Source organism: Acidiphilium sp. JA12-A1 (genome assembly GCF_000724705.2).
Lineage (GTDB): Bacteria > Pseudomonadota > Alphaproteobacteria > Acetobacterales > Acetobacteraceae > Acidiphilium > Acidiphilium multivorum.
Genome location: NZ_JFHO01000044.1, coordinates 1 through 25,805, shown reverse-complemented (window position 1 = coordinate 25,805; position 25,805 = coordinate 1). Strand labels below are relative to the sequence as shown.

The window sequence follows — 25,805 nt, the reverse complement described above, 5'->3', positions numbered from 1 at the left end:
ACGCAGGGTGAGGAGACGTTCCAGTCGCAACTAGAAATGTATGGGCGGAAAGCTTCTCACCAGGCTGCCGCAGACGAGTTGCCAGCCATCGACAAGAACGAAAAAGATGATCTTGAATGGCAGTGACACCGCGGTGGGCGGCAGCATCATCATGCCGAGGCTCATCAGGATCGAGGAAATGACGATGTCGATCACCATGAACGGCAGGAAGATCATGAAGCCCATTTCAAATCCGCGGCGCAACTCACCGACGACGAAGCCGGGAATCAGTGCGCGCCAAGGAACATCCTGCATGTTTGCCGGCGGCTTGATGTGTGCCAGCGAGAGGAAGACCCGCACATCGGCGGGGCGGGCATTATCAGCGAGAAACGTGTGAAATGGCGCGGCGGCGAGCTTCAGCCCCTCCAGCGTGCCAACATCGCCCTGGGTCATCGGCAGGAGACCGGTGTGCCACGACTGCGAGAACACCGGGGCCATGACAAAATAGGTGAGAAACAGAGCAAGTCCGATCAGCACCGAGTTTGGCGGTGTCGTCTGTGTGCCGAGGGCCGTGCGCAGCAGACTCAGCACGATGACGATCCGCGTGAAGGCCGTGAGCATGACAAGCAGGCTGGGCGCCAGCGAGATGACGCCGATCAGCGCGATGAGCTGGATAAGCTTCGCGGTTTCGGGCGCGCCTCCCGACCCGAGATCGAGATTGACCGACTGGGCATGGGCGGCGTGAGGCAAGGCCAGGAGGGCAAGGCCGAGGCCGGCCCCCAGCAGCACGCCGGTGCGTGTACGCCGGTTCATCAGGTGTCGTTCCCTTGCCGAGCCGTCGGCAAGAGCTGTATTTGGTCCGATCGCGGGCCATTCATGACAACAAAACTGAAGTCGCCCAGTGTAACGATCGACAATGTCGTGTTGCGGCCGACTCGGCAGGACTGTGTCTGGGCCGTCACGCCCCAAGCGGAGGCAATCCCTGTCAAGGCGCTGGTCAGACGGAGTCGGCGCAGAATTGCGGCAAGTCCCGCAATCAGGAGCAAGACGACCCCCAGCGCGATAACAACGTGCTCTATTCCTGCCATGCCCATTCTGCAGCAGTCTCCGGATCTGATCCCGCCGACCTGGCTTCGCCCGAATCGGCGGCAGGTCGGCCTGCGGAAGAAAGCCGGAAAAAGATTAATATTTCATTGAACCTGCGCGTCGGGTTCGCAGAAATAAAAAAATTAATGCCCATTATCCTTGACGGAATTTTAACTTTTCAAAGGCATCATCCTTCCGGTTTCGGAGGGCAAAATGACCTTGAATCTTATCGGCCTCGCCGCCGATCGGCTGGTCTATCTGGCGCAATCGCAATCGGTATTGGCGCAAAACATAGCGAATATCGATACCCCAGGATATGTGTCCAGAATGCCGGTTGCGTTCTCGGATACGCTGAACGGCACTGGCAATCTTGCCTTGGCCACGACGAATGCCCTCGATATTCCGTCATCCTCCGGTCAATCCGTTGGCACGGAGACCGCCACCGTCGCGGCACGCGCGCCCGATGGAAACGCGGTTTCGCTTGAAAGTCAGCTCGCGGCGGTCGCCGGAACCCAGATCAACCAGCAATATGCAGTGAATATCTACAAGACCTATCTTGGCATGTTCACTACGGCGCTTGGTCCTAACCCGTAAAATCCGAGGAACTATAATGAAATTCGGTACCACACTCGACATTACGGCTGCGGGACTGTCAGCGCAGGATGCGCGGCTGCAGGTCATCGCGCAGAATCTGGCCAACGCGGACAGCACGGGCTCGACGCCGGGCAGCAATCCATATCAGCGAAAGACCATCTCATTCCAGGACGTCTTTAGCCAGACCACCGGCACTGACCTGGTGCAGGTTGCGAATATCGGCAAGGACACGGCGCCATTCCCAATGAAATACGATCCCTCCAATCCCGCGGCCAACGCCCAGGGCTACGTCAAGTTGCCAAACGTAAATAGTCTGGTGGAACTCATGGATATGCAGCAGGCCGAGCGTTCCTACGATGCCAATCTCTCCGTCATGAATGCCACGCGCGGCATGATGACCCGCACGCTGGGGCTGATCTGATGTCCGGAACGATCTCGGCTCTCGTAAATCCGTCCAATGCAATCTCTGCCTATGGTCGCGCTGCCGGCACGGGCGCGGCCGGTTCGCCCAGCTTTGGCGATTACATGTCGAACGTCATCACGAGCGCAATTCATCAGAGCGCGTCGACGGAGCAGGCAGCCAGTTCCGGTTTGATGGGAAAGGGAGACCTTACCCATGTCGTTGCCTCTGTTGCCCAGGCTCAGGTTGCGTTGCAGACGACCGTTGCCATCCGTGATCGTCTGATCCAGGCCTATCAATCGATCATGAGCATGCCGATCTGATCATGGGCGGTGGTGCTTCAGCGACGATTGGCAGACAAAAGGAGCGGCGGTCCGGCATCGCTTGCGGTTCCCGGCATGACTGATCCAGCGGTCATCACGTCGCTCCACGAGGCATTTCTTGTTGCGGCGCAACTGTCGGCGCCGCCTTTGCTCGCCGCGCTCGTGGCGGGCGTCGTGATATCGCTGCTGCAGGCGGTGACGCAAATCAACGAGGCGACCATTGTCTTTTTGCCAAAGATGGCTGCCGTCGCCGGAACATTGATGATCATGGGCAGTTTTTTGCTCGGTACGTTATCGCAGTTCGCGCACGAGATATTCACCGCCATGATTCACGTCGGCTGATCATGTTTCCGCACGGCCTTGCCGATATGGTTTTCGGGCCGTTGCTGATTTTCATCAGAATTTCGAGTCTAGTCATGGCGCTGCCCTTCATGGGGGCGGGGAATGCGCCGCCGCAGATACGCATCGGGCTGTCGATCGCTCTTACGGCAATCGTGGCGCCGTTGATCGTCTCCGGTACGATTGGCGTTCCATCCTCGATTCCGGTTTTCGCGTTTCTGGTTCTTCGTGAGATCGTTGTCGGGCTATCTCTCGGCTGGCTCACGGCGGCGATCATGCTGAGCCTGCCCGTAGCGGGACAGATCATTTCCTATCAGATGGGCCTGTCCAGCGTGTTGCTGCCGAATGTCGAGATTGGTCCGAACAGCACGCTGGTGGCGAATGCCCTGAGCGTCATGTTGCCGGCTGTAGTGTTCACCACCGGTCTTTTTATGTTGCCGGTCCTCGCCATAATCCGGTCGTTCCGGGTAATCCCGCTGACGTCAACAATCATTGGCGCTCACCTTCCCCCGGCGGGGCTGCTGCTCGGCTTCGCTGTCCGGGCCGTGTCGGCAGAGTTCGTGACGGCCTTGCATCTTGCCGCGCCCTTTCTGTTCATCGGTCTCCTGTGGCAGGCCGGTCTTGGACTGATGTCCAAGGTCGCCCCGAGCATGCAGGTTTATTTCGTTGCCGCCCCGCTGCAGCTGCTTGGCGGCATGTTTCTGCTCGCGATCCTCGCCTCCCCGATGCTCACTGTCTGGCAGGATGCGATGCTGCCGCTTCTGCATGCTTACGCGAGCTGGTGAGATGCAGGCCGGAATCCGTGATATCGCATGAGGTCGTGTCATAGCGGCTGAAGACAAGGAAGATCGGACCGAAGCTGCGACGCCAACGCGCCTTGCGAAGGCGTTGGACGAGCAGGGGCCCGGAACGTCCAGGGAAGTGGCGACACTGGCCAGTCTCGGTGTTGCCCTTGCGGTGATGATCGGTGTGCTGCCGTCTTCCGCCGAACGCCTTGCGAATACGCTTGCGAGCGCCTTCACCAGGGCTGCAACGGTCGACAGTGGGGCCGGTCTCAGCCGCGCCTTATGGCAGGCTGGAATGGCATCGCTCGGCGTTTTCATTCCGTTTGCAGGCGCGATTGCACTATCGGCAATCGTCGTATCGCTCCTGCAGACCGGATTCAGGACGAACTGGGGGGCGATTGGCCTGAACTTCGCCAGGTTGAACCCGCTTGCCGGCATCGGCAAACTGTTTGGGACTCCAAACCTCGCCGCTTCCGGACAGTCCATCCTCAAGTTGGCGGCGATTGGTGCAGCGCTTTATGTCGTCATGGACGCAAGGCTCCACGGCCTGGAGGCGATGCTGCTCGGTTCGGAAAAGACGCTTCTTGCGGCGATCTTTGGTTCGATCGTTGCCATTCTGTCTGCGGCCGTCATGATTCAGGTTGTTTCGGGCGCAGTCGACTTCGTGTTGGTGCGCAACCGCTTTTCGACTTCAGTCAAAATGTCACGGCAGGAAGTCAAGGACGAACAGAAGGAAACGGATGGCGATCCCCACGTTCGCGCGCGGATCAAGGCGGCGCGGAGTGCCCTTGCCAAACGAAGCCTCAACGTGGCGATGGCCCGGGCGGCCGTCGTCATTACGAACCCGACACATTATGCGGTTGCGCTGGAATACCGTGCGGGCCAGGCGGAAGCGCCGAAGATCGTCGCCAAGGGCGCAGATGAACGAGCGGCGCGGATCCGGGATCTTGCGCGCGAGGCCCGCATTCCGATCGTGGCAAATCCGCCGCTCGCCAGGGCGCTGTTCCAGCAGGATGTTGAAACCGAGATCCTGCCCGAGCATTACCGGGCGGTGGCCGAAATCATCGCCTATATCTGGAAGCTTGCGGAGCGGCAGATGTCGCGGATCTGAACGTCGATCAGGAACGACGGGAGTGGATCTCAAGGATCGCCAGCAACGATCGCACACGTTCTGCGTCGGTCCGGGCTTCGAGAAGTGTCTGCTTCTCGATCGGGCTGAACGGGCACGCCATGCACAGGGTAACAATCAGCGCATCGTCCGAGATTTCATTGATCGCATCCCAGTTCGCATCGACGCCGATCGCTTCGAAATAGCGTCGTAGCGCGCCGGTCAGCAGCTCTCGCGAAACGAGGGGAGGGGCTCCGATGGCGCCATTCGACTGTATCGCGAAATCGTCGCGGAATGCGGACACATCGCCCTGCACCCGGCGGTAGCCGCGCCGCATTTCCGCTTCCTCGACGACCTCGAAGCGAACGAGACCCGTCAGGGTGATGAGATAGCGTCCGTCATCCGTCTCGCTGAAGGCCGTGATGCGGCCGAGGCAGCCGAGGCGATAGATGGCCGGCCCGTTCGCGGTTCGCGGTGTGTCGGGAAGCGGCTGGATCATGCCGAACATTCGCCCCGCGGCCATCGCGTCGTCGACCATGGCCAGATAGCGCGGCTCGAAAATGTTCAGCGGCAGACGCCCGCCCGGAAACAGCACGGCCCCGGTCAGTGGAAAGATCGGAAAGATCTCCGGGACGCCCTCGAACCGTGCGGACGTCCCCGACATGCCGAAGAGTGAACTCAACTGAACAGCAGGGCCGAGAGTTTGCGCCGGGCGGCCATCGTGTCGGCGTCATCGACGCCCCAGGCGTCGAAGAACTTGAGAAGCTGAAGTCGGGCCGCGTCATCCTTCCAGTTGCGCTGACGTCGCATGATGTCGAGCAGGGCCTCGGCGGCGCCGGTGCGGTCGCCGGTGGCGTTGAGGGCGGCAGCGAGAGCGAACCGGGTGTCGTGGTCGTTCGGATCCGCGGCAAGCCTGGCCTGGAGTTCGGCCAGTTGGCGGGCGGCCATGCGGCCTTCGCGGGCGACGGAAACCGCCGTCTTTGCCGCCTGGATCTCCGCGTGCTCGGCGAGGGATTGCGGGACCTCGGCCAGGATGGCCTCGGCCCTCTCATCCGCGCCGAGGGCGACAAGCGCCCGCACGAGGCCGGCCCAGGCCTCGGGGCGGTTCTGGTCCTCATCGAGCGCGGCGCTGAACAGGGCGGCGGCCTGCTCCGGCTGATCGTCCTCCATCGCCTTGCGGGCCTGAGCGATCAGGTCTGCCGAGGGTGCCGAGGAGCCGGCCAGCTTGAGCAGCGCGTCGACGAACCGGCGCACCTCGCTTTCCGGCAGGGCGCCCTGGAACAGATCGGCGATCTGTCCCTGCCAGAATGCGGCGACGGTCGGCACCGACTGCAACGGCAACCCGAGGCTCGAAAGCTGCTGAACGAGCGCGCGGTTCTCGTCGATGTCGATCTTGACCAGCCTGATCCTGCCGCCATAGGCGCGGACGACTTTCTCGAGCGTCGGCGTCAGCGTCTTGCAGGGACCGCACCAGGTAGCCCAGAAATCGACCAGAACCGGGACCTTTCTCGATGCCTCGACGACATCGGCCATGAACGTGGTCTGGCTGCCCTCGATGATTGCGGCGTCCGCGCCTGTTGGGCGCCGTGCGTCCGAGTCGGTGAAATGATCCATGGTCACTGATCCGTTGCTATGACTCCCTAGATGATAGTCAACCGCGCCCGCGCAAGCCAGTCGGACGCATGGATGCCCCCGGACCGGCGATCAGCGGCCGCCTTGTGAGCCAAAGGGATGTGTGCAAGCCGTCCGCGCGGCGCGGGATCAGCCGGGATCGCGGGAGAGGCCCGCGGCGTCGAGCGCCTTCAGATAAGCGGTCCACCGCTGATCCTGCTCGCGCCCCAGCCTGTGAAGATAGTCCCAGGAATAGATGCCGGTGGAGTGCCCGTCGTCGAAGGTGATTCGCACCGCGTAGTTGCCGTTCGGCTCGAGGCGGGAGATGCCCACCGCCTTCTTGCCGGCGACCAGTTGCCGCTCTGAAGGGCTGTGGCCCTGCACTTCGGCACTCGGGCTCTCGACGCGGAGATATTCGGCCGAAAGCTCGAAGCGAGCGCCATCGGCGAAGGTGATCTCGAGCACCCGCTCGGCCCGGCGCAGGCGGATTTCGGTCGGTTCGGGCGCGGTCACGGGTCGATCTGGCGCGCTTCGTCGACCAGCATGATCGGGATGCCGTCCCGGATCGGGAAGGCGAGGCCGGCTTTCGTGCTGATCAGTTCCCCGGCCTCGCGATCATAGATCAGCGGCCCCTTGGTGAGCGGGCAGACCAGGATTTCCAGAAGGCGGGGGTCGATCGGCGCCGGATCGGCCATTGGCGGGCATCCTCTGCGGCGGGGACTGGCGGACCCGAAGAGACTCGAACTCCTAACCCCCAGATTCGTAGTCTGGTGCTCTATCCAGTTGAGCTACGGGTCCGCCGTGGAGGGCGAATTAGCGGATCGGCGGCGATCCCGCAACCCCATAACGCGGTTGTGCCCCATGCACGCCATTCGCGGCCAGCCAGTGCGACATCGCTTGGCGCAAATCCGGTTTCGCGCCAGGGCCGGGCGTGCTAAGGCCCCGCCATGAGCGAAAACATGACACTGGTGGTCGGCGCCGACCATGCGGGGTTCGAATTGAAGGACCGGCTGGCAGAGGCCGCGCGCGCCGCCGGCTGGGCGGTGATCGATTGCGGCACGAATTCGGCCGCGAGCGTGGATTATCCCGATATCGCGCATGAGGTGAGCATGCGGATCGAGGCCGGATCGGCCCGTTTCGGCCTGCTTGTGTGCGGTTCCGGCATCGGCATGGCGATCGCGGCGAACCGTCACGCCGGCGTTCGTTGCGCGCAGGCCCATGATGCAACCGAGGCGCGCCTTTCGCGCATGCACAATAATGCCAATATCCTCGCCCTGGGTGCCCGGCTGACCGGCGAAATGGTCGCGCTGGACGCGCTCAATGCGTTTCTGACCACCGAATTCGAAGGCGGCCGGCACGAGAAGAGGCTCGCCAAACTGACCCCGGAGCCGAAAACATGAACCAGCAGAGCCCGATCGCGAACATCTCGCGCTTCTTCAATGCCCCTCTCGCCGAGACCGATCCTGATCTCGCGGCGGCGATCGGCCGCGAACTCGGCCGCCAGCAGGACGGCATCGAGCTGATCGCCTCCGAGAATATCGTCTCCCGCGCCGTGCTCGAGGCCCAGGGGTCGGTGCTGACCAACAAATACGCCGAAGGCTATCCTGGCAAGCGCTACTATGGCGGTTGCGCGGCGGTCGATATCGCCGAGGAACTGGCGATCGCGCGCGCGAAGGAGCTGTTCGGCTGCGCCTTCGCCAATGTCCAGCCGCATTCGGGCGCGCAGGCCAACCAGGCGGTGTTCCTCGCCCTGCTCAACGCGGGCGACACGATTCTGGGCATGAGCCTCGCCGCGGGCGGCCATCTGACCCATGGGGCGGCGCCGAACCTGTCCGGCAAGTGGTTCGACGCCGTGCAGTATGGCGTGAAGCGCGAGGATGGCACCCTCGATTACGAGGAGCTGGAGCGCCTCGCGCGCGAGCGCAAGCCGAAACTGATCATCGCTGGGGGCTCGGCCTATCCGCGCTTCATCGACTTTGCCCGCATCCGCAAGGTGGCGGACGAGGTCGGCGCCTATTTCATGGTCGACATGGCGCATTTCGCCGGGCTCGTCGCGGCCGGGATCTTCCCCTCGCCGGTGCCCCACGCGCATGTCGTTACCACGACGACGCACAAGACCCTGCGCGGCCCGCGCGGCGGCATGATCCTCTCCAACGACCTCGACCTCGGCAAGAAGATCAACTCGGCGGTGTTCCCCGGCCTGCAGGGCGGCCCGCTGATGCATGTGATCGCGGCGAAGGCGGTCGCCTTCGGCGAGGCGCTCCGCCCCGAATTCCGTGCCTACCAGAAGGCGCTGGCCGACAATGCCAAGGTACTGGCGGAAACGCTGGTCGAGGGCGGTCTCGATATCGTGACCGGCGGGACCGACTGCCATCTCATGCTGGTGGATCTCCGCCCGAAGAACGTGACCGGCAAGGCGGCGGAAGCCTCGCTCGAGCGCGCCCACATGACCGCGAACAAGAACGCGATTCCGTTCGACCCGGCGAAGCCGGCGGTCACCTCCGGCATTCGCCTCGGCACGCCGGCGGCGACGACGCGCGGTTTCGGGCCCGACGAGTTCCGCATGGTCGGCCGTTTCATCGTCGAGGTGCTGGACGGGCTCTCGGCATCGAACGACGGTGACAACGCCGCCGTCGAGGCGGCGGTGGGCGCCAAGGTGCTGGAGCTCTGCGCCCGGTTCCCGATCTACCGGTAAAAAAGCGTGCGCTGCCCGTTCTGCGGCGAGGCCGATACCCAGGTCAAGGACAGCCGGCCGACGGAGGATGGCGCCGCCATCCGTCGCCGGCGCTTCTGCCCGCAGTGCAGCCAGCGTTTCACCACGATCGAGCGCGTGCAGCTGCGCGAGCTGGTCGTGGTGAAGGCCGATCAGCGGCGGGTCGCGTTCGATCGTGACAAGCTGGCCCGTTCGATCCGCACCGCGCTGCGCAAGCGACCCGTCGATGACGAGCGGATCGAGCGGATCGTCAACGGCATCGTCCGCAAGCTGGAAGCCTCGGGCGAGGCGGAAATTCCGTCCAGCGAGATTGGCGAGCTGGTGATGGATACGTTGAAAGAGGTCGATGCGGTGGCCTATGTGCGCTTCGCCTCGGTCTATCGCGATTTCCGGGAAGCCAAGGATTTCAAGGCCTTCCTGGGTACGATGGACCCATCGAAATAGGCATGGACGATCTCGCGCATATGCGGACGGCCCTCGCGCTCGCACGGCGCGGCCTGGGCGAGACCGCGCCGAATCCGACCGTCGGCTGCGTGATCGTGCGCGGCGGGCGGGTGGTCGGGCGTGGCCGCACGGCGCAAGGCGGGCGACCGCATGCCGAAACCGAAGCCCTTGCCGCGGCGGGCGACGCCGCGCGGGGCGCCACCGCCTATGTCACGCTCGAACCCTGCGCCCATCACGGCCGGACGCCGCCCTGCGCCGATGCGCTGGTCGCGGCCGGCATCGCGCGCGTCGTCGTCGCCATGACCGACCCGGACGAGCGGACCAACGGCGCGGGCCTCTCCCGCCTGCGCGAGGCGGGACTCGAGGTGGTCGAGGGAATTGGCGGTGCCGAAGCCGCGGAAATCAATGCGGGGTTCTGCAAGCGCATCCGCGAGGGGCGGCCGCTGGTGACGCTGAAGCTCGCGACCTCGCTCGACGGGCAGATCGCGACGCGCACCGGCGCCAGCCAGTGGATCACCGGTGCGGCGGCCCGCCAGGCGGCGCACGCGTTGCGCGGGACGCATGACGCCGTGATGGTCGGCGTCGGCACCGTGCTGGCCGATGATCCGGAACTGACCTGCCGCCTCGAGGGCTTCCGCAGCACGCCGGTCATCCGCCTGATCGTCGATTCGCATTTGCGGATCCCGCTCGACGGGCGGCTGGTGCGAGGGGCCGCGGACCATCCCCTCTGGATCGTGCATCGCGACGGCGCCGACCCGGCCCGGCGCGCGGCGCTGCTCGATCTCGGCGCCCGGCTGTTCGAGGTTCCCGCCGCCCCGGTGGGGATCGACCTTGCGGCGGCGCTCGCGGCGGTGGGCGAGGCGGGGCTGACCCGCGTGCTGGCCGAGGGCGGCGGCACTCTTGCGGCGGCGCTGATCCGTGCCGATCTGGTGGACCGTCTGGAGTGGTTCACCGCCCCGGTCGTGATCGGCGATGACGGGATCGGCGCGGTGGCCGGCTTCGGTGTGGAGGAGTTGGGCCGGGCGGCGCGTTTCACGCGCATCGACGCGTCGGTTTGCGGCGGCGACATCCGCACGCGCTATCGGAGGGATTGAACGATGTTCACCGGGATCATCACCGGGGTTGGCGATGTGCGCGACGTGCGCCCGGCGGACAGCGTCAGCGACACGCGCCTCGTGATCGGCGTGCCGGCGGGCAATCCCGACTGGGCCGGGATCGGCGAGGTCGCGCTCGGCGCCTCGATCGCCTGTTCGGGGTGCTGCCTGACGGTGGTCGAGCGCGGGCCGGACTGGTTCGCCGTCGAGGTTTCCGGCGAGACGCTGTCGAAGACCACGCTCGGCGCGTGGCGCACCGGCACCAGGATCAATCTCGAGCGCGCGCTGCGCATGGGCGACGAACTGGGCGGCCATGTCGTCTCCGGCCATGTCGACGGGCTGGGCGAGGTGGTGTCGATGCGGCCGGAGGGCGGCTCGACGCGCTGGCGTTTCCGGGTGTCGCGGGACCTGGCGCGCTTCATCGCGCCGAAGGGCAGCGTTGCGGTGAACGGTGTCTCGCTGACGGTGAACGAGGTTGACGGCACTGAATTCGGGGTGAACATCATCCCGCACACGGAAACGCACACCAATTTCGCCACGCTGGCGGTCGGCGATGCGGTGAATATCGAAATCGACATGCTGGCCCGCTATGTCGCGCGGCTGGCGGAGGTAGCCTGATGGATCAGCTCAAGACCGCATCGCTGCAGCAATACCTTGCCTCGGCCGAGGAGATCATCGAGGAAGCGCGCGCCGGGCGGATGTTCATCCTGGTGGATGACGAGGACCGGGAAAACGAGGGCGACCTCGTGATCCCCGCCCAGTTCGCGACGCCCGACGCCGTGAATTTCATGGCCCGGCACGCGAGGGGGCTGATCTGCCTCGCGCTGACCCGCGCGCGCTGCGAGACGCTCGGGCTCAAGCTCATGGCGCAGTCGAACGGGTCGCGCCACGAAACCGCCTTCACGGTCTCGATCGAGGCGCGCGAGGGGGTGACCACCGGGATTTCCGCGGCCGACCGGGCGCGGACCATCGCGGTCGCCATCAATCCCGAATGCGGCGCCGCCGACATCGTCTCGCCCGGCCACATCTTTCCGCTGATGGCGCGGGACGGCGGCACGCTGGTGCGCACCGGCCATACCGAGGCGGCGGTGGACATTGCCCGTCTCGCCGGCCTCACGCCGGCCGGGGTGATCTGCGAGATCATGAACGAGGACGGGACGATGGCGCGGCTGCCGGACCTCGTCTCGTTCGCGCAGTACCATAATCTCAAGCTCGGGACGATCGCCGATCTGATCGCCTATCGCCGGCGGATGGAGAAGCTGGTCCGCCGCGCGGGCGATGGAATGATCACGGATGGCGCGGGGCATCAGTGGCGCAGCGTCGTCTTCGAGAACACGATCGACCAGGTCGAGCACGTCGCTCTCATCAAGGGCGACATTGCCGCCGACGAGCCCGTGCTGGTGCGGATGCACGCGATCAGCACGATCGACGACATTCTGGGCGGCGACCATATCCGCGACCTGCGCCGGGCGATGGCGCAGATCGCCCAGTCCGGGCGCGGGGTCGTCGTGCTCATCCGCGAGGCGCGGCCCGATGCGGTCTCCTCGCGGTTGCGGCAGATCGTCGGCGGGGCGCGCACCGGCGCCGTGCTGCGCGACTATGGCGTGGGCGCGCAGATCCTCGCGGATCTGGGCGTGCGCGACATGGTGCTGCTCTCGAACCACAAGCGCGCCGTGGTCGGGCTGGAAGGCTACGGGCTCAACATTGTCGAGCAACTGCCGATCGAGGAGCCTTCGAAGCCATGAGCACGGCCGATGCCCCTGAAGCCGAGGTGCCGGATGTGCCCGGCCCGGCGCCGCGCATCCTGCTGATCCGCGCGCCCTATTACCGGCAGATCGTCGACGGCATGACGGATGCGGCGGTGCTGCTCCTCGGCCGGGCGAATGCGACGGTCGAGACGGTCGACGTCGCCGGCGCGTTCGAACTGCCGCAGGCGCTCGCCATCGCGCTGCGCGGGCGGACGCGGTATGACGGCTATGTGGCGCTCGGCTGCGTCGTGCGCGGCGAGACGGACCATTACGATTTCATCTGCGATTCGGCGATGAACGGGCTGATGCAGGTGGCGATCGACTATGCGGCGCCGCTCGGGACCGCGTTGCTGACCGTCGATACCCTGGCTCAGGCCGAGGCGCGCTCGGCCGAGACCGGATCGAACAAGGGGGCCGAGGCGGCATCGGCCTGTCTGCGGCAGATCGCGCTCGCGCGTCGTCTGGGGGCGGCATGAAACCGGCGGGAAGCAAGGCCCGGCCGCGCACGCTCGCCCGCGCCGCGGCGGTGCAGGCGCTCTACCAGTGCGAGCATGCCGGCGAGACGGCCGAAACCGTGATCGACCAGTTCGTCCGCCACCGTTTCGGGCGGATGGCGGGGATGCTCGGCGTCGAGGAAGGCGAGGTTCCGCCGCCCGATGTGCCGCTGTTCTCGCGCATCGTCCGCACCGCGACGGCGCAGCAGGACGTGGTCGACCCGCTGATCGCCGGCGTGCTGCCCGAAGCCTGGCCGATGCCGCGGCTCGATCCGGTGCTGCGGGCCCTGCTGCGCGCCGCCGGCGCCGAGCTGTGGATGACCGACGGGCCGCCGGCGCGGGTCGTCATCAACGAATATCTCGACGTGGCGCACGGCTTCCTCGAAGGCGATGCGGTGCAGATGGGCAACGCCGTGCTCGACCGGATTGCCCGCACGCTGCGCGAAGGCGAGTTCACCGACCCCGTCAGGGCATGAAGTGAGCGGCGAGTTCGGCCGCATCGCCCGGTATTTCGCGCCGCTCGCCTCGGCGGAAGCGCTCGGCCTGGCCGACGATGCCGCGCTCTGGACGCCGCCGGCCGGGCGCCAGGCCGTGCTGACGGTGGATCAGATGATCGAGGGCGTGCACTTCCTGCCGGATGATCCCGCCGATCTGGTCGCCCGCAAGCTGATGCGCCGGAATCTTTCCGATCTCGCCGCCATGGGCGCGCGGGCGGAGGGATACCTGCTTACGACCGCCTTGCGCGCCGACACGCCCGAGACCTGGCTTTCGGCGTTTGCCGAAGGCCTTGCCGCCGACCAGGCACGGTTCGGCCTGCCGCTCTGGGGGGGCGACAGCTCGTCCACGCCCGGTCCGGTGATGACGTCGATCACCATGATCGGCAGTGTCGAACCCGGGGCGGCGCTGCGGCGCGGTGGGGCGGTTGCGGGCGACGCGCTCTACGTCACCGGCACGATCGGCGATGCGGCGCTCGGGCTGCATGCCGCGCGCGGCGAGATCGCCGATCCGACCGGCCAGTTCCGCGCGCGCCGCCTGCTGCCCGAGCCCCGCATCGGCCTAGCGCTCGCGGGTCTCGTGCATGCCGCGATCGATGTCTCCGACGGGCTGGTGCAGGATCTCGGCCATGTGTGCCGAGCATCGGGCTGCGGCGCGGTGATCGAGGCGGACCGCGTTCCGCTCTCGCCGGCGGCGCGGGCGGCAGGACCCGCCTGGCGGGAGACGATCCTCACCGGCGGCGACGATTACGAATTGCTGATCGCCGCCCCGGCCGGATCGGACCACGAGTTGCGGCAGGCCTGCGCCGGCACGCCGCTCACGCGGATCGGCCATTTCGTGGCGGGGGCGCCCGCGGTGACGGCGGTGGACAAGGATGGCCGGCCGGTCACGCTGGCGCGAACCGGCTGGCAACATTTCTGACGAAGCGTCAGTTCTGCGGCGCCTTGAAGGCGACCTCCCGCTTGAGCGAGAACGGGTCGCTCGGGTCGCGCTGGTTCAGGAGATCCTGCATCCGCAGTTCGACCGCGCCGAGAATCTTCGGATGCGTCAGGCAGTAGAAGCGTCCCTCTTCGATGCATTCGAAGGTTCTGGCCGCAACCTCCGGCGCGCCGATCCGCCCCGAGGTGACCGCCTTGCGGGTCTGCTCCTCGGCCAGGCGCTGGCTGGCCGTCGGCGGCGCGTCGTTGGCGAGTTCGGCCGGGCGATTGCGCGCCGCATCCTTGATGCCGGTATCGACGAAGGCGGGGCAGAGCACGGTCACGCCGAGGATCGATCCGGAAATCCGCAGATCCTGGAACAGCGTTTCCGACAGCGTGACGACACCGTGTTTGGAGACGTTATAGACGCCCATGGTCTGTGCCGAGATCAGCCCGGCGACCGAGGCGGTGTTGACGATGTGGCCCTCGTCGCCGTTGGCGATCATGCGCGGGACGAAGCAGCGCACGCCGTGGATCACGCCCCAGAGGTTGACGCCGAGCACCCATTGCCAGTCGCGCACCGAGTGCTCCCAGAGCAGCCCGCCGCCGCCGACGCCGGCATTGTTGAAGAGCAGATGGGCGTTGCCGTACTGCGCGAACACCGCATCCGCGAACCGCTCCATCGCTTCGGCGTTGCTGACATCGACGCGTTCGGCCAGCACCTCGGCGCCGGCCGCGCGCAGTTCGGCGGCGATGGCCTCCAGCGCGTCGGGCTGGATGTCGGCGAGGGCGAGGCGCATGCCGCGGGCGGCGGCGATGCGGGCGAATTCGCGGCCGAAGCCGCTGCCCGCGCCGGTGATGACGGCAACCCGGTTGCTGAACTCTTTCATGGCAGGATCACGATCTTTCCGGTGACGCGGCGTGCCGCCATGTCCCGCAGCGCCTCGTCCGTCTGGTCGAGGCTGTAGGTTTTCGACACGAGCGGGCGGATTTCGCCGCGCGCCAGCATGGCGAACAGGTCTTCCATCATCCGGATCTGGTTCTTCGGCTCGCGGCGGGCGAACTCGCCCCAGAACACGCCGACCAGCGACGCGCCCTTGAGCAGCGGCAGGTTGAGCGGCAGGGACGGAATGGTGCCTTCGGCGAAGCCGATCACCAGATAGCGCCCGCGCCAGGCGATCGAGCGGAAGGCCGGCTCGGCCAGGTGCCCGCCCACGGGATCGAAGATGACGTCCGGTCCCTTGCCGCCGGTGTGTTCGCGGATCGCGGCCCGCAGGTCCCCGGTGCCGTAATTGATCGTGGCGTCGGCGCCATGCGCGCGGCAGATCTCGAGCTTTTCCTCGGACGAGGCGGCGGCGATCACCCTGGCACCCTTGGCCTTGGCGATATCCACCGCGGCAAGGCCGACGCCGCCGGCGGCACCCAGCACCAGGATCGTCTCGCCGGGCTTGAGTTCCCCGCGGTCGACGACGGCGTGGTGCGAAGTGCCGAAGGCGAGCATCAGCCCGGCGGCGACCTCGAACGAAACGCTGTCCGGTATGGGCACGCAGCGATGCGCGTCGAGCGCGATCCTTTCCGCAAATCCGCCGGTCGAGCAGAGGGCGAGCACGCGGTCACCAGGCTTGTAGCCGGTGACGCCCTCGCCGACCGCCTCGATCTCCCCGGCGATTTCGGCGCCGGGGGTGAAGGGCAGTTCGGGCTGCACCTGGTACTTTTTCTGGATGATCAGCACGTCGGGGAAATTCACCCCGGCGGCGTGAATCCGGATCAGCACCTCGCCTTTCTGCGGGACGGGATCGGGGATGTCGCGCAGGCGCAGCGTCTCCGGCCCGCCCCATTCCTCGCAGCGGATCGCGCGCATCAGGCCTGGCCCGGCTCGGACAGCCCGTCCGCGATCAGCACATTCGGATAGCCGCCCGTGCGTGCCGGATCGGTGTTGCGGTAGCGCCGGTGTTCAAGCCGGGCGAGCTGGTCGCGATGCACTTCGTCCGGCCCGTCGGCCAGACGCAGCGTGCGCTGGTGCGCATAGGCCGAGGAGAGCCAGGTATCGGCGACGCCGCCGCCGCCGAAGGCCTGGATCGCCCAGTCGACCACCTTGCAGGCGACGTTGGGGGCGACGACCTTGATCATCGCGATCTCGGCGCGGGCTTCCTTGTTGCCCACCGTGTCCATCATGTGCGCGGCCTTGAGGGTGAGCAGGCGGGCCTGGTCGATCATGATGCGGCTTTCGGCGATGCGCTCGCGCCAGACGCTCTGCTCGATGACCGGCTTGCCGAAGGCGGTGCGGCTTTCGAGCCGGCGGACCATGCGCTCCAGCGCCCGCTCGGCCACCCCGATCGAGCGCATGCAGTGATGGATGCGTCCCGGCCCGAGCCGGCCCTGGGCGATCTCGAAGCCGCGGCCCTCGCCGAGCAGCATGTTGGCGGCCGGCACCCGCACCTTGTCGAAGATCATCTCGGCATGGCCGTGCGGGGCATCCACATCGCCGAACACCGGCAGGGCGCGCTTCATCGTCACACCCGGATGCGGGAAGGGCACCAGGATCATCGACTGGCGCTTGTAGGGGTCGGGGTTCTCGGGGTCGGACTGGCCCATCACGATGAGGATGCGGCAGCGCGGGTCGGGCGCGCCGGAGGTCCACCACTTATGGCCGTCGATGACGTATTCGTCGCCCTCGCGGCGGATCGAGGTCTCGATGTTCTTCGCATCCGAGGAGGCGACGCGCGGCTCGGTCATCGCGAAGGCGGAACGGATCTCGCCGGCGAGCAGCGGCTTCAGCCAGGCTTCCTTTTGCTCCGGTGTTCCGTAGCGGGTCAGCACTTCCATGTTGCCGGTATCGGGGGCGGAGCAGTTGAAGGCTTCCGGGCCGAAGGGCGAGCGGCCCATGATTTCGGCGAGCGGCGCGTATTCGACGTTGGTCAGCCCGGCGCCATGCTCGGATTCGGGGAGGAACAGGTTCCACAGCCCCGCCGCCTTCGCCTTCTGCTTGATCTCCTGCAGCAGCTCCAGCGGCTTCCACTGGTTGGCCTGGGTGTGGGCGGTGTGGAACAGCGCCTGTTCGTTCGGATAGATGTGCTCGGCCATGAAGTCGGCAACGCGCTGGCGCAGCGCCTCGGTCTTGGCGGAATAACGGAACTCCATGGTAGCATATTCCTCGCTGTTCTGATTCTGCTGAGCCGTCTGTTTGACCCAACTGTGCGAGGTGCGCGCGGGTTATGCAAGTCCCCCAAGCGGCAGGCTCGATACGGCTGGGGCAATGACGCTTGACAGCGCGCCGCCTGCCCCCGATTTTCCGGCGCGATCGGGAGGAGGGAACCGGATGAGCACGGAAAGCCAGCCGCGACTTGTCGAGATGCTGCCACAGCACAGGCTCGATGAGGCGAGGCTGTTCGCCTACCTGGCCGGCCATGTCGAGGGTTTCGCGGAACCGGCGACGATCCGCCAGTTCCAGGGCGGGCAGTCGAACCCGACCTACCTGATCGAGACGGCGGCCCGGAACTATGTGCTGCGCAAGAAGCCGCCGGGAACCCTGCTGCCCTCGGCGCACCAGATCGACCGCGAATTCCGCATCCAGAGCGCGCTGGCCGCGACCGACGTGCCGGTGGCGCCGATGCTGCATTACTGCACCGATGCCGCGGTGATCGGCACCGAGTTCTACGTGATGGGTCACGTGGCGGGCCGGGTGTTTCACGACGTGATGATGCCCGGGCTTGCGCCGGAGGAGCGCGGCGCCATCCATCGGCAGATCTTCGAGACCATCGCGGCGCTGCACAAGGTCGACTACAACGCGGTGGGCCTGACCGGCTTCGGCCGGCCGGACCACTATGTCGCCCGCCAGATCGAGCGCTGGACGAAGCAGTACGAAGCCTCGAAGACCGAGGACTTCGCGCCGATGACCGACCTGATCGCCTGGCTGCGCGCCAACATTCCCGAGCGCGACGAGAGTGCGATCGTGCATGGCGACTTCCGGCTCGGCAACATGATGATCCACCCGACCGAGCCGCGGATCGTCGCCGTGCTGGACTGGGAGCTTTCGACCATCGGCCACCCGCTCGCGGATCTCGCGTATTGCTGCATGTCCTATCATCTGCCGCCCGGCTCCGGCCCGGCGATGGCGGGCTACCAGGGGGTGGATCTCGCGGAACTCGGCCTGATGAGCGAGGCCGAGGCGCTGGAGCTGTATTGCCGGCGGACGGGGCGCGAGCGGATCGACAACTGGCGGTTCTTCATGGGCTTCTCGCTGTTCCGCTCGGCGGCCATTGTCGAGGGCGTCTATGCCCGCGCGCTGGCCGGCAACGCGGCCGACCAGCGTGCGCATCGCATGCATGACGTGTTCCTGCAGGTCGCCAAGACCGGCTGGAACATCGTGCGCGGGGATTGAAGCGGGGCGTGCCCGTCTCCGGCGCTTGCCTCCCCGCGCGCGGGGGCGCTATCCGCCTCGGTGGCAACGGCGCCTGCGCGCCGATTTCATGATGGCTCCGCCCAGGAAAGGTTCCGACGCATGAAGCTCTTCCACTCCCCGACCAGCCCGTATGTCCGCAAGGTGATGGCCTGCGCGATTGCCCGCGACATCGACCGGAGGATCGAACTGATCCCGACCAATCCGCACGAAAGCCCCGCGGCGCTGATCGCGAACAATCCGCTCTCCAAGGTGCCCTGCCTGGTCAATGACGAGGGCGTGGCCCTCTTCGACAGCAGGGTGATCTGCGAATACCTCGACCAGATCGGCGATGCGCTGCCGCTGTTTCCTGCCAGCGGGTCGGCCAGATGGGTGGCGCTGCGCTACCAGGCGATGGGCGACGGCATTCTCGATGCCGCGGTCGGCGCCCGGATGGAGAGCATGAAGCCGAGGGAAGCCGCGCGCGAGGCCTTCATCGAGCGGCAGATGCACGCCATCGACCGGACCCTTGCGATGCTCGAACAGGATCCGCCGGGCCGGATGCTCGATATCGGGTCGATCGCGGTGGCCTGCGCGCTTGGTTATCTTGATTTCCGTTTCGCGGCACGGGAGTGGCGGAAGTCCTGCCCAGGCCTCGCCGCCTGGTTCGCCGCCTTCGGCAAGGAACCGGCCATCGCCCGGACCGAGCCGCCGGCGGCCTGAGCGAACCGGTCAGGCGGCGACCCAGTGCGCCGCCAGCCCGCCCGCGCCGTCCGTCACGCCGATGGCGCGGCGATGGCCGGCGGCGCGCAGATACAGCACGTCGATCATCGATGCGGTGAGGCGGCAGACGGTGAAGTGCCGCTCGGCTTCGTCCTCGCCGACCGTTTCATCGAGCACGCGCGGTTCGGCCCGCATGCCCGGCGCTCGCGCGCCGCGGTAGATTTGACGGGCGCCATCCGGCAGGCCGCGCCAGACCGCAGCGCTGTCCGCATCGTCGCTGTGCAGGTCGACCTGCCCCTCGATCCGGATCTGCAGCTTCGCTCCGGCATCGTAGGCGAGGATGGCGGCGCGCCGGTCACGGGAGAGTTCGGCGAACTTCGCGGATCGCGAGTCGGTGTGGAAGGTGAGCCGGACGCCGTGTGGCTCGAAGCTGCGCAGCACGACGGAGCGCAGGCGCGGCGCGCCATCGGCACCCAGCGTCGCAATGCCGATGACATGGAAATCGCTGCGCCGGCCGCGCGCGCCGCTGGCAAGGCGGGCCAGCGCGGCAGAGATGAAGTCCGCTGCCGGATGATGGGCGGGATCTTCGTCCTGAAATGGAAGGGGTGGGGTGTTCGATCCGGTCATGGGCGGAGATCTGGTCCGCTTCAGCCGGTTGAAAACCCCACCCCGGAACAGGAAGGCGGGCGGAGGCCATCCGCCCGCCGCCGATTGCCCTTACTCGGCCCCGAACATTTCCGGTTCGCCGGCGAGGATCGTGGCTTTCGCCTCTTCCGGGTCGGGAATGCCCGAATTCATGGCGATGACGAGGATGACAAGGCTGAAGACGATCAGGATGACCGAGGCCGCAACCTGTCCGAGCGCTCCGGTTCCGCCGGTGAGGCCCTTCGGCCCGAGATAGGTGATCAGCCACATGCCGAAGAAATACGGCGCAAGCCACCACGCGCCGCTCCAGTGGAGATTGCTCAACCCGACGCCGGCAATCGCCTCATAGCCGACATAGATCACCGTGAACGCCAGGATGAGCTCGAACAGGAAGGTGTCCGTCGAGGAGCCGCTCCAGAAGATGATGAAGTTCGAGATGATGAAGGCCACCGCGGAAATCAGCATGCCGCCGGAAAGCAGGTAGGGGCGCTTGTACTTGTCGACCGGCATGGTCTTGCGCAGCGTCATGAGCACGACGGGGCCCGTGCCATACGACAGCACGGTTGCCGAGGAGATGAACGTGACGATGCCCTGCCACGACGGGAACGGAACAAGAAACAGCAGGCCGACCAGGAAAGACACGATCACCCCGACAATCGGCACGCCGGCGACAGAGAGCCGCGCAAACGTGTTGCCGCCCAGCAATCCTTCCTTGCCGGTCGCATAAAGCACGCGGGACGTGGTGGTGAAATAGATGATACCCGTCCCGGACGGCGAGATGAATGCGTCGATGTAGAGGAGAACCGCCAGCCAGCCCATGCCGATCAACGACGCCAGGCCGGCGAACGGACCGAACGCCCCCTTGAAGGTGACCTTGGCCCAGCCATTCGCGATATCGCTGGGGTTGAGCGCGCCGATGAACGCGATTTGCAGGCCCATGTAGATGACGAGGCCGATGACGACCGACCCGACGATCGCGATCGGGAGGTTTCGGCGCGGATTGCTTGATTCGCCAGCGAGTTCGACGGCCTGGCGGAAGCCCAGATAGGAGAAGACGATGCCCGACGTTGCGACCGCCGAGAATATGCCGGAGGCGCCGCCAGGAGCAAAGCCATGAGACCTGAAATTCGCGCCGTGGAACCCCACGATGACGAAAACAAGGATCGTGAGCACCGGAATGGCGAGTTTCCACCAGGTCAGCGCGCTGTTGATGGCAAGCACAATGCGGATGGCCAGGGTGTTGATGATCGCGAAGATGGCGAGGAGCACGGCCGAGGCAATGAAGCCTTCGCTGGTCAGCACGCCAGCCTTGTCGATGAGACCCGAAACGTAGTTGCTGCCGTACGTGATCACGGCGGACGCTTCCGCCGGCGCGACAGAGGCGTATCCCAGGAACACCACGAAGCTGAGCACCGTGGCCATCAGATTGCCGTGGGACAGTTTCGGGAATGCGATCACCGCGCCGGCCCGTGGAAATGCGGTCGCCAGCTCGGCATAGACAAAAGACAGCAAGAGAACGGCAAAGCCGCCGATGGCCCATGCGATGATCGCCGACGGACCGGCAATCTTTGCCGCGTTCAACGGGCCCAGCAGCCAGCCCGATCCGATGATACCTCCCAGACTTGCGAACAGCAGGCCGATCACGCCTGCGTCGCGCTTGAGTTTAACTCCGGTTCCTTCAGCCATTATACGTGCCCCCATTAGAGTTTATGTCAAAACCCTAATCCGGTTTTTGATCTGAGGAAACCTTTCCGTGAAGCTGCCATGACAAAATCAGGCTTTACAACCTAGACGATCAGGAAAGGCGAGATACACCGGCTTGTCCGGGATGGCTTCGGCCCCCATCTCCCGAGTTCTGATCCGACATGCCGAAGGAGGAAAACCCGATGGACAAGGATGAGATCGAAGGTGGAGCCCGCGCTTTTGCAGGCAAGGCCGAGGAAGCTCTTGGCGAGGCGACCGGCGACGAGGATTTGCAGCGGGAAGGAATGCGCCACCAGGCCGCGGGCGAAGCGCAGAAGCTCTTTGGCGCGGCCAAGGATGCCGCGCGCTCGGCAAGCCATACGGCAGGGGCCGCTTTCGAGTCCGTGCGTGACTCGGTGGCGGGAGGTGCCGGCCGGGCGCCGGAGGATCGGGCGGCGGCGCCGGCGAGTGACGGCGCGGCATGGGTGGCGGACTTCGTGCGCGAACAGCCCGTTCTCGCCCTGTTCGGCGCCGCGACGCTCGGCTACGCGCTGGCCTTCCTCTTCCACGGGGGGCGGCGCTGAGGCCGCAGGATCAGCACCATCGAGACGAACAGGGCGGCAAAGCCCATTGCATCGCCCCGGGTGAACGGTTCTGCCAGAACGAGCACGCCCATCAAGGTGGCCGTCGCGGGGAGCAGCGCGGTGAACGTGCCGGCAATGCCGGCCTGAACACGCCGCATTCCGTGATACCACAGGATCACGGCCAGCACGCTTGAGGTCAGGCTGTTCACCAGCAACAGCCCGGCGATCAGCCAGGTGAAGTGGACCTGTCCGAAACTGGCGATGGCGAGCGGGGCCGTCATCGCGGCGCCGCAGGCTTGCATCCAGAATGTCGCCTGCATCACCGGCAGCAGGCCGGCGGCGCGGCGGGCGAACAGGGCATATCCGGCCTCGCCGCACACCGCGCCGAAGATGAGTGCATCACCCACCAGGCTGAAACCGCCGCCGCCGCGCGCGAGGGCGGCGATGCCGACGCCCGCCAGTACCACCGCCGCCCATTGCAGCGGCCGCAGGTGCTCGCGCAGGAACAGCGCCGCGCCGAGCGCGATCACCGCCGGAAGACTCGCGAGGACCAGTCCCGCCTGCACCGCGCCGGTGAGCTTCAATCCGGCGACCATCATGCCGTTGTACAGCAGGGTGCCACAGGCGGCTTGCATGAACAGGATGGCCAGCGTGCGCGGCGCCGGCAGGCGCGGTGCCACCAGCGGGGCAAGGCACAGCGTGGCGAAACTGGTGCGCATGAACAGCAACGGGAAGGTCGGCAGGTGCGCGGCCAGCAGCTTGAGCAGGACGACATTGCCGCCGACGATCACCATCGAGGCGGCCAGCGCCGCATAGGCGGCGATCACGGCGAAATTTCGCTGCGATAGGGGGATTGCTCGCCGAGCATCGCCATTTCCTCCTCCACCGCCGGGCGCTCGGCCTCGAGGAAGCGGGCGACGGCATCGCTCAGGCCGGGATGGCCGATCCAGTGCGCGGAGAAGGTGCGGCTCGGCAGGTAGCCGCGCTGGATCTTGTGCTGGCCCTGCGCACCGGCCTCGACGCGGGCGAGGCCGGCGCCGATCGCGTAGTCGATCGCCTGATAGTAGCAGAGTTCGAAATGCAGGAAGGGGACGTCTTCCAGCGCCCCCCAGTTGCGGCCGTAGAGCGCGTCCGGGCCGCGCAGGTTGAGCGCGCCGGCGATCGGGCGGCCGGCGCGGAAGGCCATCATCATCACCACGGCATCGCCGAGGCGCTCGCCGAGCAGGGGGAAGAAGCGCTCGGTGAGGTAGGCGCCGCCCCATTTGCGGTCGACGGTGGAGAGATAGAAGTTGTAGAAGGCGGCCCATTCGCGCCGCCCCATCTCGCTGCCGCGCAGGGCGCGGATCTCGAGCCCGGCCTGCGCGTCGCGCCGTTCGCGGCGGATCGCCTTGCGCTTGCGCGAGGACAGGGCGGCGAGGAAATCCTCGAACCCTTCATAGCCGCGGTTGTGCCAGTGATATTGCACGCCCATGCGCCGCAGCCAGCCGGCCTCGCCGAGCGCGTGCCACTCGGCCTCGGTGCAGAAGGTGGCATGGACCGAGGAGCAGCCGAGCCGCTCGGCGGCGATCTCCAGGCCGCGGGCGAGCAGCGACGGGGGCAGGCCTTCGGCCATCAGCAGGCGCGGGCCGGGCACCGGGCTGAACGGGGCGGCGACTTGCAGCTTCGGGTAGTAGCGCCCGCCGGCGCGTTCGAAGGCGTTGGCCCAGCCGTGATCGAACACGTATTCGCCGTAGGAATGGGCCTTGACGTAGGTGGGGGCGGCGCCGAGCAGGCGGCCGGCGCCGTCGCGCAGCACCGCGTGCTGGGGATACCAGCCGCTGTCGCCGCCGACGGAGGCGCTGTCTTCCAGGGCCGAGAGGAAGGCGTGGCTGACGAAGGGGTTGCCGCCGGCCAGCGCATCCCAGTCCGGCGCCGGGACCTCGTGGATGCTCTGGTGCAGCGAGAGGGAGAGGTCGTCTGCGGTGCCGTTCATGAATCCCGTGCGCGATGCGGGAGGGAGCGTGGCGTCCCGCGTAACTTCGACGAAATCATAGGTGGTGATGCTGCGGATGCAACCATCCGCCGGGCAGGGCGGAGTCCCGTTCGCGGCATTCCGGGGGGCGGTGAGGCGATTTGCGCGCCGACAGCCGGCGAGGCACATAAAACGGCGCTGCAAGGAGAGTCCGATGACCGAACGCCCCGTCCCGCTGCCCGACGCCGCCCCGCGCCGCCTTGACGAATACCGGCCTCCGGCCTTTCTGGTCGATACGGTCGATCTCATCTTCGATCTCGATCCGGCGGCGACACGGGTGCGCGCCAGCCTGACGCTGCGGCGCAACGCGGCGCACGGGATCGCGGATGCGCCGCTGGAACTCGACGGCGAGGGACTCGACCTGCGATCGGTGCTGCTCGATGGCGAGGCGCTCGGCGCCAACCGCTACGCGCTCGGCGCGCATGGCCTCGTCATTCGTGACGTGCCGGACGAATTCACCCTCGATACCGAGGTGATCATCGCGCCGGAGCGCAATTCCGAGCTTTCGGGACTGTATGTCTCGGGCGGGGATTTCTTCACCCAGTGCGAGGCCGAGGGGTTTCGCCGCATCACCTTCTTCCCCGACCGGCCAGACGTGATGGCCCGCTACACGGCGACGCTGATCGCCGATCCGGCGCGCTGCCCGCTGCTGCTGTCCAACGGCAATCCGGTCGATCGCGGCACGCTGCCGGACGGGCGGCACTGGGCGAAATGGGAGGACCCGCACCCCAAGCCGTCCTATCTGTTCGCGCTGGTCGCGGGCGACCTGGTTTCGGTGCATGACGCGTTCGTCACCCGCTCGGGGCGGCAGGTGCAGCTCGGCATCCATGTCCGCCGCGGCGACGAGGACAAGGTGGACCACGCGATGGCCTGCCTCAAGCGGGCGATGCGCTGGGACGAGGAGGCGTTCGGCCTCGAATACGACCTCGACATCTTCAACATCGCCGCCGTCTCCGACTTCAACATGGGGGCGATGGAGAACAAGGGGCTCAACATCTTCAACACCGCCCTCGTCCTCGCCCGGCCGGACACCGCGACGGATGCCGACTACCAGCGGATCGACCGGGTGATTGCGCATGAATAGTATCTGCTCAACCCGGTAGGGGGGCGATGGGCAGTGATGCTCCGGTGACGGCGTTTTTGATAGCGGTGTAGGCATCAAGGCCGTGCCGCGCGGCGGTCCCGACGACGGATCGGACGTTGGCGAAGAAATCGGCGCCCCAGTTGGATCGGAACCCTCCGGTGACCTTGCGATATGTCGCGGTAGGCCGGAGTTCGCGCTCGGAGCCGTTGTTGTCCGCGGCGATATCCGGGTGGTCGAGGAAGGTGAAGAGATGATCACGAACCTTGCCGTATCGTCGGCGCAATCGTCTGCCGTGGTGGTTGATCGGGGCGAGCGCCATGACGGCGTCGAGATCATGGTCGAGGCGCCGCCGCCAGGCGCGTCTTGTAGCGTCCGCGAGCGTGCGATGGCGCCGCGCCAGCACGACGGCGCGGAGCAGCAGGGCCTTCATTCTGGGTGCGAAGATCGTATCACCCGCCTCGATCGCGAATTTGCAGTCCCGGAGTTGGTGGGCGAGGCAAATCTGCCAGTCATCGGCATGACCGCGCTGGGCGCCATAGAGATCGGAGATCCAGATAGCGGGGCGAT

31 protein-coding genes, 1 tRNA gene and 1 pseudogene are annotated in these 25,805 nt (G+C 66.4%); 19 read left to right on the top strand and 14 right to left on the bottom strand.

Annotation, left to right across the window (positions count from 1 at the left end; all coding sequences use genetic code 11):
* Window positions 1–30 precede the first annotated feature (30 nt).
* Entirely contained in the window at window positions 31–792 is a 762-nt protein-coding gene (gene fliP / locus RT91_RS08365; protein ID WP_007423339.1) for a flagellar type III secretion system pore protein FliP, read from the bottom strand.
* Between the two features lie 486 nt (window positions 793–1,278).
* On the opposite strand from fliP, the gene RT91_RS08355 reads away from it, so the two are divergent.
* The 6 genes from RT91_RS08355 to RT91_RS08330 all read left to right on the top strand — a co-directional run bounded on the left by RT91_RS08355 (window position 1,279) and on the right by RT91_RS08330 (window position 4,617).
* A complete protein-coding gene (locus tag RT91_RS08355; RefSeq protein ID WP_007423340.1) occupies window positions 1,279–1,659 on the top strand; it encodes a flagellar basal body protein in 381 nt (126 codons plus the stop codon).
* A gap of 16 nt (window positions 1,660–1,675) precedes the next feature.
* Complete coding sequence (gene flgC, locus RT91_RS08350) at window positions 1,676–2,080, top strand: flagellar basal body rod protein FlgC (RefSeq protein WP_007423341.1); 405 nt, start codon at window positions 1,676–1,678, stop codon at window positions 2,078–2,080.
* Window positions 2,080–2,382: a flagellar hook-basal body complex protein FliE gene (locus RT91_RS08345; protein WP_007423342.1), complete on the top strand. Its 303-nt coding sequence runs from the start codon at window positions 2,080–2,082 to the stop codon at window positions 2,380–2,382. The genes flgC and RT91_RS08345 overlap by 1 nt, the downstream gene beginning before the upstream one ends.
* Before the next feature lie 75 nt (window positions 2,383–2,457).
* Window positions 2,458–2,724, top strand: a complete 267-nt coding sequence (locus tag RT91_RS08340; RefSeq protein WP_012039834.1) for a flagellar biosynthetic protein FliQ — start codon at window positions 2,458–2,460, stop codon at window positions 2,722–2,724.
* A 2-nt stretch (window positions 2,725–2,726) separates the two neighbouring features.
* Window positions 2,727–3,506, top strand: coding sequence for a flagellar biosynthetic protein FliR (locus RT91_RS08335; RefSeq protein WP_035186719.1), 780 nt, complete (start codon window positions 2,727–2,729; stop codon window positions 3,504–3,506).
* Between the two features lie 40 nt (window positions 3,507–3,546).
* A complete protein-coding gene (locus RT91_RS08330; RefSeq protein ID WP_081432887.1) occupies window positions 3,547–4,617 on the top strand; it encodes a flagellar biosynthesis protein FlhB in 1,071 nt (356 codons plus the stop codon).
* Window positions 4,618–4,624: 7 nt separating this feature from the next.
* Here RT91_RS08330 and RT91_RS08325 read toward each other — a convergent pair whose 3' ends face one another.
* The 5 genes from RT91_RS08325 to RT91_RS08305 all read right to left on the bottom strand — a co-directional run bounded on the left by RT91_RS08325 (window position 4,625) and on the right by RT91_RS08305 (window position 7,023).
* On the bottom strand, window positions 4,625–5,278 hold the full coding sequence (locus RT91_RS08325) for an LON peptidase substrate-binding domain-containing protein (RefSeq protein ID WP_012039832.1): 654 nt from the start codon (window positions 5,276–5,278) through the stop codon (window positions 4,625–4,627).
* A gap of 14 nt (window positions 5,279–5,292) precedes the next feature.
* A complete protein-coding gene (locus RT91_RS08320; protein WP_007423347.1) occupies window positions 5,293–6,228 on the bottom strand; it encodes a tetratricopeptide repeat protein in 936 nt (311 codons plus the stop codon).
* A gap of 147 nt (window positions 6,229–6,375) precedes the next feature.
* Window positions 6,376–6,738, bottom strand: coding sequence for a gamma-butyrobetaine hydroxylase-like domain-containing protein (locus tag RT91_RS08315; protein ID WP_007423348.1), 363 nt, complete (start codon window positions 6,736–6,738; stop codon window positions 6,376–6,378).
* Window positions 6,735–6,920: a Trm112 family protein gene (locus RT91_RS08310; RefSeq protein WP_007423349.1), complete on the bottom strand. Its 186-nt coding sequence runs from the start codon at window positions 6,918–6,920 to the stop codon at window positions 6,735–6,737. Before RT91_RS08310 ends, RT91_RS08315 begins: the two co-directional genes overlap by 4 nt.
* A 26-nt stretch (window positions 6,921–6,946) precedes the next feature.
* Window positions 6,947–7,023: transfer RNA gene (locus RT91_RS08305), tRNA-Arg, on the bottom strand.
* 149 nt (window positions 7,024–7,172) lie between these two features.
* Here RT91_RS08305 and rpiB point away from each other — a divergent pair.
* From rpiB to thiL, 9 genes are read left to right on the top strand one after another with little or no spacing between them, the layout of a single operon-like run.
* Window positions 7,173–7,625, top strand: coding sequence for a ribose 5-phosphate isomerase B (rpiB, locus tag RT91_RS08300; RefSeq protein ID WP_035186717.1), 453 nt, complete (start codon window positions 7,173–7,175; stop codon window positions 7,623–7,625).
* Window positions 7,622–8,920: a serine hydroxymethyltransferase gene (glyA, locus tag RT91_RS08295; RefSeq protein WP_007423351.1), complete on the top strand. Its 1,299-nt coding sequence runs from the start codon at window positions 7,622–7,624 to the stop codon at window positions 8,918–8,920. Before rpiB ends, glyA begins: the two co-directional genes overlap by 4 nt.
* Window positions 8,921–8,926: 6 nt before the next feature.
* Window positions 8,927–9,382 (top strand): transcriptional regulator NrdR, encoded by a 456-nt coding sequence (gene nrdR, locus RT91_RS08290; protein ID WP_007423352.1) that lies wholly within the window; start codon window positions 8,927–8,929, stop codon window positions 9,380–9,382.
* Window positions 9,383–9,384: 2 nt separating this feature from the next.
* On the top strand, window positions 9,385–10,476 hold the full coding sequence (ribD, locus tag RT91_RS08285; RefSeq protein ID WP_035186714.1) for a bifunctional diaminohydroxyphosphoribosylaminopyrimidine deaminase/5-amino-6-(5-phosphoribosylamino)uracil reductase RibD: 1,092 nt from the start codon (window positions 9,385–9,387) through the stop codon (window positions 10,474–10,476).
* Window positions 10,477–10,479: 3 nt separating this feature from the next.
* Window positions 10,480–11,094: a riboflavin synthase gene (locus RT91_RS08280; RefSeq protein ID WP_035186712.1), complete on the top strand. Its 615-nt coding sequence runs from the start codon at window positions 10,480–10,482 to the stop codon at window positions 11,092–11,094.
* Window positions 11,094–12,221 (top strand): 3,4-dihydroxy-2-butanone-4-phosphate synthase, encoded by a 1,128-nt coding sequence (gene ribB, locus RT91_RS08275; RefSeq protein WP_007423603.1) that lies wholly within the window; start codon window positions 11,094–11,096, stop codon window positions 12,219–12,221. The genes RT91_RS08280 and ribB overlap by 1 nt, the downstream gene beginning before the upstream one ends.
* A complete protein-coding gene (gene ribH, locus RT91_RS08270; RefSeq protein ID WP_007423604.1) occupies window positions 12,218–12,700 on the top strand; it encodes a 6,7-dimethyl-8-ribityllumazine synthase in 483 nt (160 codons plus the stop codon). The genes ribB and ribH overlap by 4 nt, the downstream gene beginning before the upstream one ends.
* A complete protein-coding gene (gene nusB, locus RT91_RS08265) occupies window positions 12,697–13,194 on the top strand; it encodes a transcription antitermination factor NusB (RefSeq protein ID WP_007423605.1) in 498 nt (165 codons plus the stop codon). Before ribH ends, nusB begins: the two co-directional genes overlap by 4 nt.
* A gap of 1 nt (window position 13,195) precedes the next feature.
* The gene (gene thiL, locus RT91_RS08260) at window positions 13,196–14,134 is read left to right on the top strand and encodes a thiamine-phosphate kinase (RefSeq protein WP_012039825.1); all 939 of its coding nucleotides are present in this window, start codon (window positions 13,196–13,198) and stop codon (window positions 14,132–14,134) included.
* Window positions 14,135–14,141: 7 nt separating this feature from the next.
* Here the strand turns inward: thiL and RT91_RS08255 are convergent, their stop codons facing one another.
* From RT91_RS08255 to RT91_RS08245, 3 genes are read right to left on the bottom strand one after another with little or no spacing between them, the layout of a single operon-like run.
* Window positions 14,142–15,020 (bottom strand): SDR family oxidoreductase, encoded by an 879-nt coding sequence (locus RT91_RS08255; RefSeq protein WP_012039824.1) that lies wholly within the window; start codon window positions 15,018–15,020, stop codon window positions 14,142–14,144.
* Window positions 15,017–15,991, bottom strand: a complete 975-nt coding sequence (locus tag RT91_RS08250; RefSeq protein WP_035186709.1) for an NADPH:quinone oxidoreductase family protein — start codon at window positions 15,989–15,991, stop codon at window positions 15,017–15,019. The genes RT91_RS08255 and RT91_RS08250 overlap by 4 nt, the downstream gene beginning before the upstream one ends.
* Window positions 15,991–17,271, bottom strand: a complete 1,281-nt coding sequence (locus RT91_RS08245; RefSeq protein WP_007424433.1) for an acyl-CoA dehydrogenase family protein — start codon at window positions 17,269–17,271, stop codon at window positions 15,991–15,993. The genes RT91_RS08250 and RT91_RS08245 overlap by 1 nt, the downstream gene beginning before the upstream one ends.
* Before the next feature lie 178 nt (window positions 17,272–17,449).
* On the opposite strand from RT91_RS08245, the gene RT91_RS08240 reads away from it, so the two are divergent.
* Together RT91_RS08240 and RT91_RS08235 are read left to right on the top strand one after the other, a co-directional pair.
* The gene (locus tag RT91_RS08240) at window positions 17,450–18,511 is read left to right on the top strand and encodes a phosphotransferase (RefSeq protein WP_007424432.1); all 1,062 of its coding nucleotides are present in this window, start codon (window positions 17,450–17,452) and stop codon (window positions 18,509–18,511) included.
* 120 nt (window positions 18,512–18,631) lie between these two features.
* The gene (locus RT91_RS08235; protein WP_007424431.1) at window positions 18,632–19,231 is read left to right on the top strand and encodes a glutathione S-transferase; all 600 of its coding nucleotides are present in this window, start codon (window positions 18,632–18,634) and stop codon (window positions 19,229–19,231) included.
* Between the two features lie 9 nt (window positions 19,232–19,240).
* Here RT91_RS08235 and RT91_RS08230 read toward each other — a convergent pair whose 3' ends face one another.
* Window positions 19,241–19,858 (bottom strand): pyridoxamine 5'-phosphate oxidase family protein, encoded by a 618-nt coding sequence (locus RT91_RS08230; protein WP_035186707.1) that lies wholly within the window; start codon window positions 19,856–19,858, stop codon window positions 19,241–19,243.
* 90 nt (window positions 19,859–19,948) lie between these two features.
* Window positions 19,949–21,562 carry an APC family permease gene (locus tag RT91_RS08225; RefSeq protein WP_035186705.1) on the bottom strand — a complete coding sequence of 538 codons (1,614 nt, stop codon included), beginning with the start codon at window positions 21,560–21,562 and terminating at the stop codon, window positions 19,949–19,951.
* 200 nt (window positions 21,563–21,762) lie between these two features.
* On the opposite strand from RT91_RS08225, the gene RT91_RS08220 reads away from it, so the two are divergent.
* On the top strand, window positions 21,763–22,143 hold the full coding sequence (locus tag RT91_RS08220; RefSeq protein WP_012039818.1) for a CsbD family protein: 381 nt from the start codon (window positions 21,763–21,765) through the stop codon (window positions 22,141–22,143).
* On the opposite strand, the gene RT91_RS08215 is transcribed toward RT91_RS08220, so the two are convergent.
* Both RT91_RS08215 and RT91_RS08210 read right to left on the bottom strand, forming a co-directional pair.
* The gene (locus RT91_RS08215; RefSeq protein WP_012039817.1) at window positions 22,104–22,970 is read right to left on the bottom strand and encodes a DMT family transporter; all 867 of its coding nucleotides are present in this window, start codon (window positions 22,968–22,970) and stop codon (window positions 22,104–22,106) included. The genes RT91_RS08220 and RT91_RS08215 overlap by 40 nt on opposite strands.
* Window positions 22,967–24,115, bottom strand: a complete 1,149-nt coding sequence (locus RT91_RS08210; protein ID WP_035186702.1) for a GNAT family N-acetyltransferase — start codon at window positions 24,113–24,115, stop codon at window positions 22,967–22,969. Before RT91_RS08210 ends, RT91_RS08215 begins: the two co-directional genes overlap by 4 nt.
* 193 nt (window positions 24,116–24,308) lie before the next feature.
* Between RT91_RS08210 and RT91_RS08205 the strand changes: the two are divergent.
* Window positions 24,309–25,235, top strand: a pseudogene (locus RT91_RS08205) (M1 family aminopeptidase); the annotation flags it as partial.
* Between the two features lie 10 nt (window positions 25,236–25,245).
* Here RT91_RS08205 and RT91_RS08200 read toward each other — a convergent pair.
* The coding region (locus tag RT91_RS08200; protein WP_035186700.1) for a transposase at window positions 25,246–25,805 on the bottom strand (560 nt) is incomplete at its 5' end.

Bases quoted from the DNA above. Each gene is read 5' to 3' on its own strand.
- fliP (WP_007423339.1), bottom strand. From the start codon at position 792: ATGAACCGGCGTACACGCACCGGCGTGCTGCTGGGGGCCGGCCTCGGC.
- RT91_RS08355 (WP_007423340.1), top strand. From the start codon at position 1,279: ATGACCTTGAATCTTATCGGCCTCGCCGCCGATCGGCTGGTCTATCTG.
- flgC (WP_007423341.1), top strand. From the start codon at position 1,676: ATGAAATTCGGTACCACACTCGACATTACGGCTGCGGGACTGTCAGCG.
- RT91_RS08345 (WP_007423342.1), top strand. From the start codon at position 2,080: ATGTCCGGAACGATCTCGGCTCTCGTAAATCCGTCCAATGCAATCTCT.
- RT91_RS08340 (WP_012039834.1), top strand. From the start codon at position 2,458: ATGACTGATCCAGCGGTCATCACGTCGCTCCACGAGGCATTTCTTGTT.
- RT91_RS08335 (WP_035186719.1), top strand. From the start codon at position 2,727: ATGTTTCCGCACGGCCTTGCCGATATGGTTTTCGGGCCGTTGCTGATT.
- RT91_RS08325 (WP_012039832.1), bottom strand. From the start codon at position 5,278: ATGTCGGGGACGTCCGCACGGTTCGAGGGCGTCCCGGAGATCTTTCCG.
- RT91_RS08320 (WP_007423347.1), bottom strand. From the start codon at position 6,228: ATGGATCATTTCACCGACTCGGACGCACGGCGCCCAACAGGCGCGGAC.
- RT91_RS08310 (WP_007423349.1), bottom strand. From the start codon at position 6,920: ATGGCCGATCCGGCGCCGATCGACCCCCGCCTTCTGGAAATCCTGGTC.
- rpiB (WP_035186717.1), top strand. From the start codon at position 7,173: ATGAGCGAAAACATGACACTGGTGGTCGGCGCCGACCATGCGGGGTTC.
- glyA (WP_007423351.1), top strand. From the start codon at position 7,622: ATGAACCAGCAGAGCCCGATCGCGAACATCTCGCGCTTCTTCAATGCC.
- ribD (WP_035186714.1), top strand. From the start codon at position 9,385: ATGGACGATCTCGCGCATATGCGGACGGCCCTCGCGCTCGCACGGCGC.
- RT91_RS08280 (WP_035186712.1), top strand. From the start codon at position 10,480: ATGTTCACCGGGATCATCACCGGGGTTGGCGATGTGCGCGACGTGCGC.
- ribB (WP_007423603.1), top strand. From the start codon at position 11,094: ATGGATCAGCTCAAGACCGCATCGCTGCAGCAATACCTTGCCTCGGCC.
- ribH (WP_007423604.1), top strand. From the start codon at position 12,218: ATGAGCACGGCCGATGCCCCTGAAGCCGAGGTGCCGGATGTGCCCGGC.
- nusB (WP_007423605.1), top strand. From the start codon at position 12,697: ATGAAACCGGCGGGAAGCAAGGCCCGGCCGCGCACGCTCGCCCGCGCC.
- RT91_RS08255 (WP_012039824.1), bottom strand. From the start codon at position 15,020: ATGAAAGAGTTCAGCAACCGGGTTGCCGTCATCACCGGCGCGGGCAGC.
- RT91_RS08250 (WP_035186709.1), bottom strand. From the start codon at position 15,991: ATGCGCGCGATCCGCTGCGAGGAATGGGGCGGGCCGGAGACGCTGCGC.
- RT91_RS08245 (WP_007424433.1), bottom strand. From the start codon at position 17,271: ATGGAGTTCCGTTATTCCGCCAAGACCGAGGCGCTGCGCCAGCGCGTT.
- RT91_RS08240 (WP_007424432.1), top strand. From the start codon at position 17,450: ATGAGCACGGAAAGCCAGCCGCGACTTGTCGAGATGCTGCCACAGCAC.
- RT91_RS08235 (WP_007424431.1), top strand. From the start codon at position 18,632: ATGAAGCTCTTCCACTCCCCGACCAGCCCGTATGTCCGCAAGGTGATG.
- RT91_RS08230 (WP_035186707.1), bottom strand. From the start codon at position 19,858: ATGACCGGATCGAACACCCCACCCCTTCCATTTCAGGACGAAGATCCC.
- RT91_RS08225 (WP_035186705.1), bottom strand. From the start codon at position 21,562: ATGGCTGAAGGAACCGGAGTTAAACTCAAGCGCGACGCAGGCGTGATC.
- RT91_RS08220 (WP_012039818.1), top strand. From the start codon at position 21,763: ATGGACAAGGATGAGATCGAAGGTGGAGCCCGCGCTTTTGCAGGCAAG.
- RT91_RS08210 (WP_035186702.1), bottom strand. From the start codon at position 24,115: ATGAACGGCACCGCAGACGACCTCTCCCTCTCGCTGCACCAGAGCATC.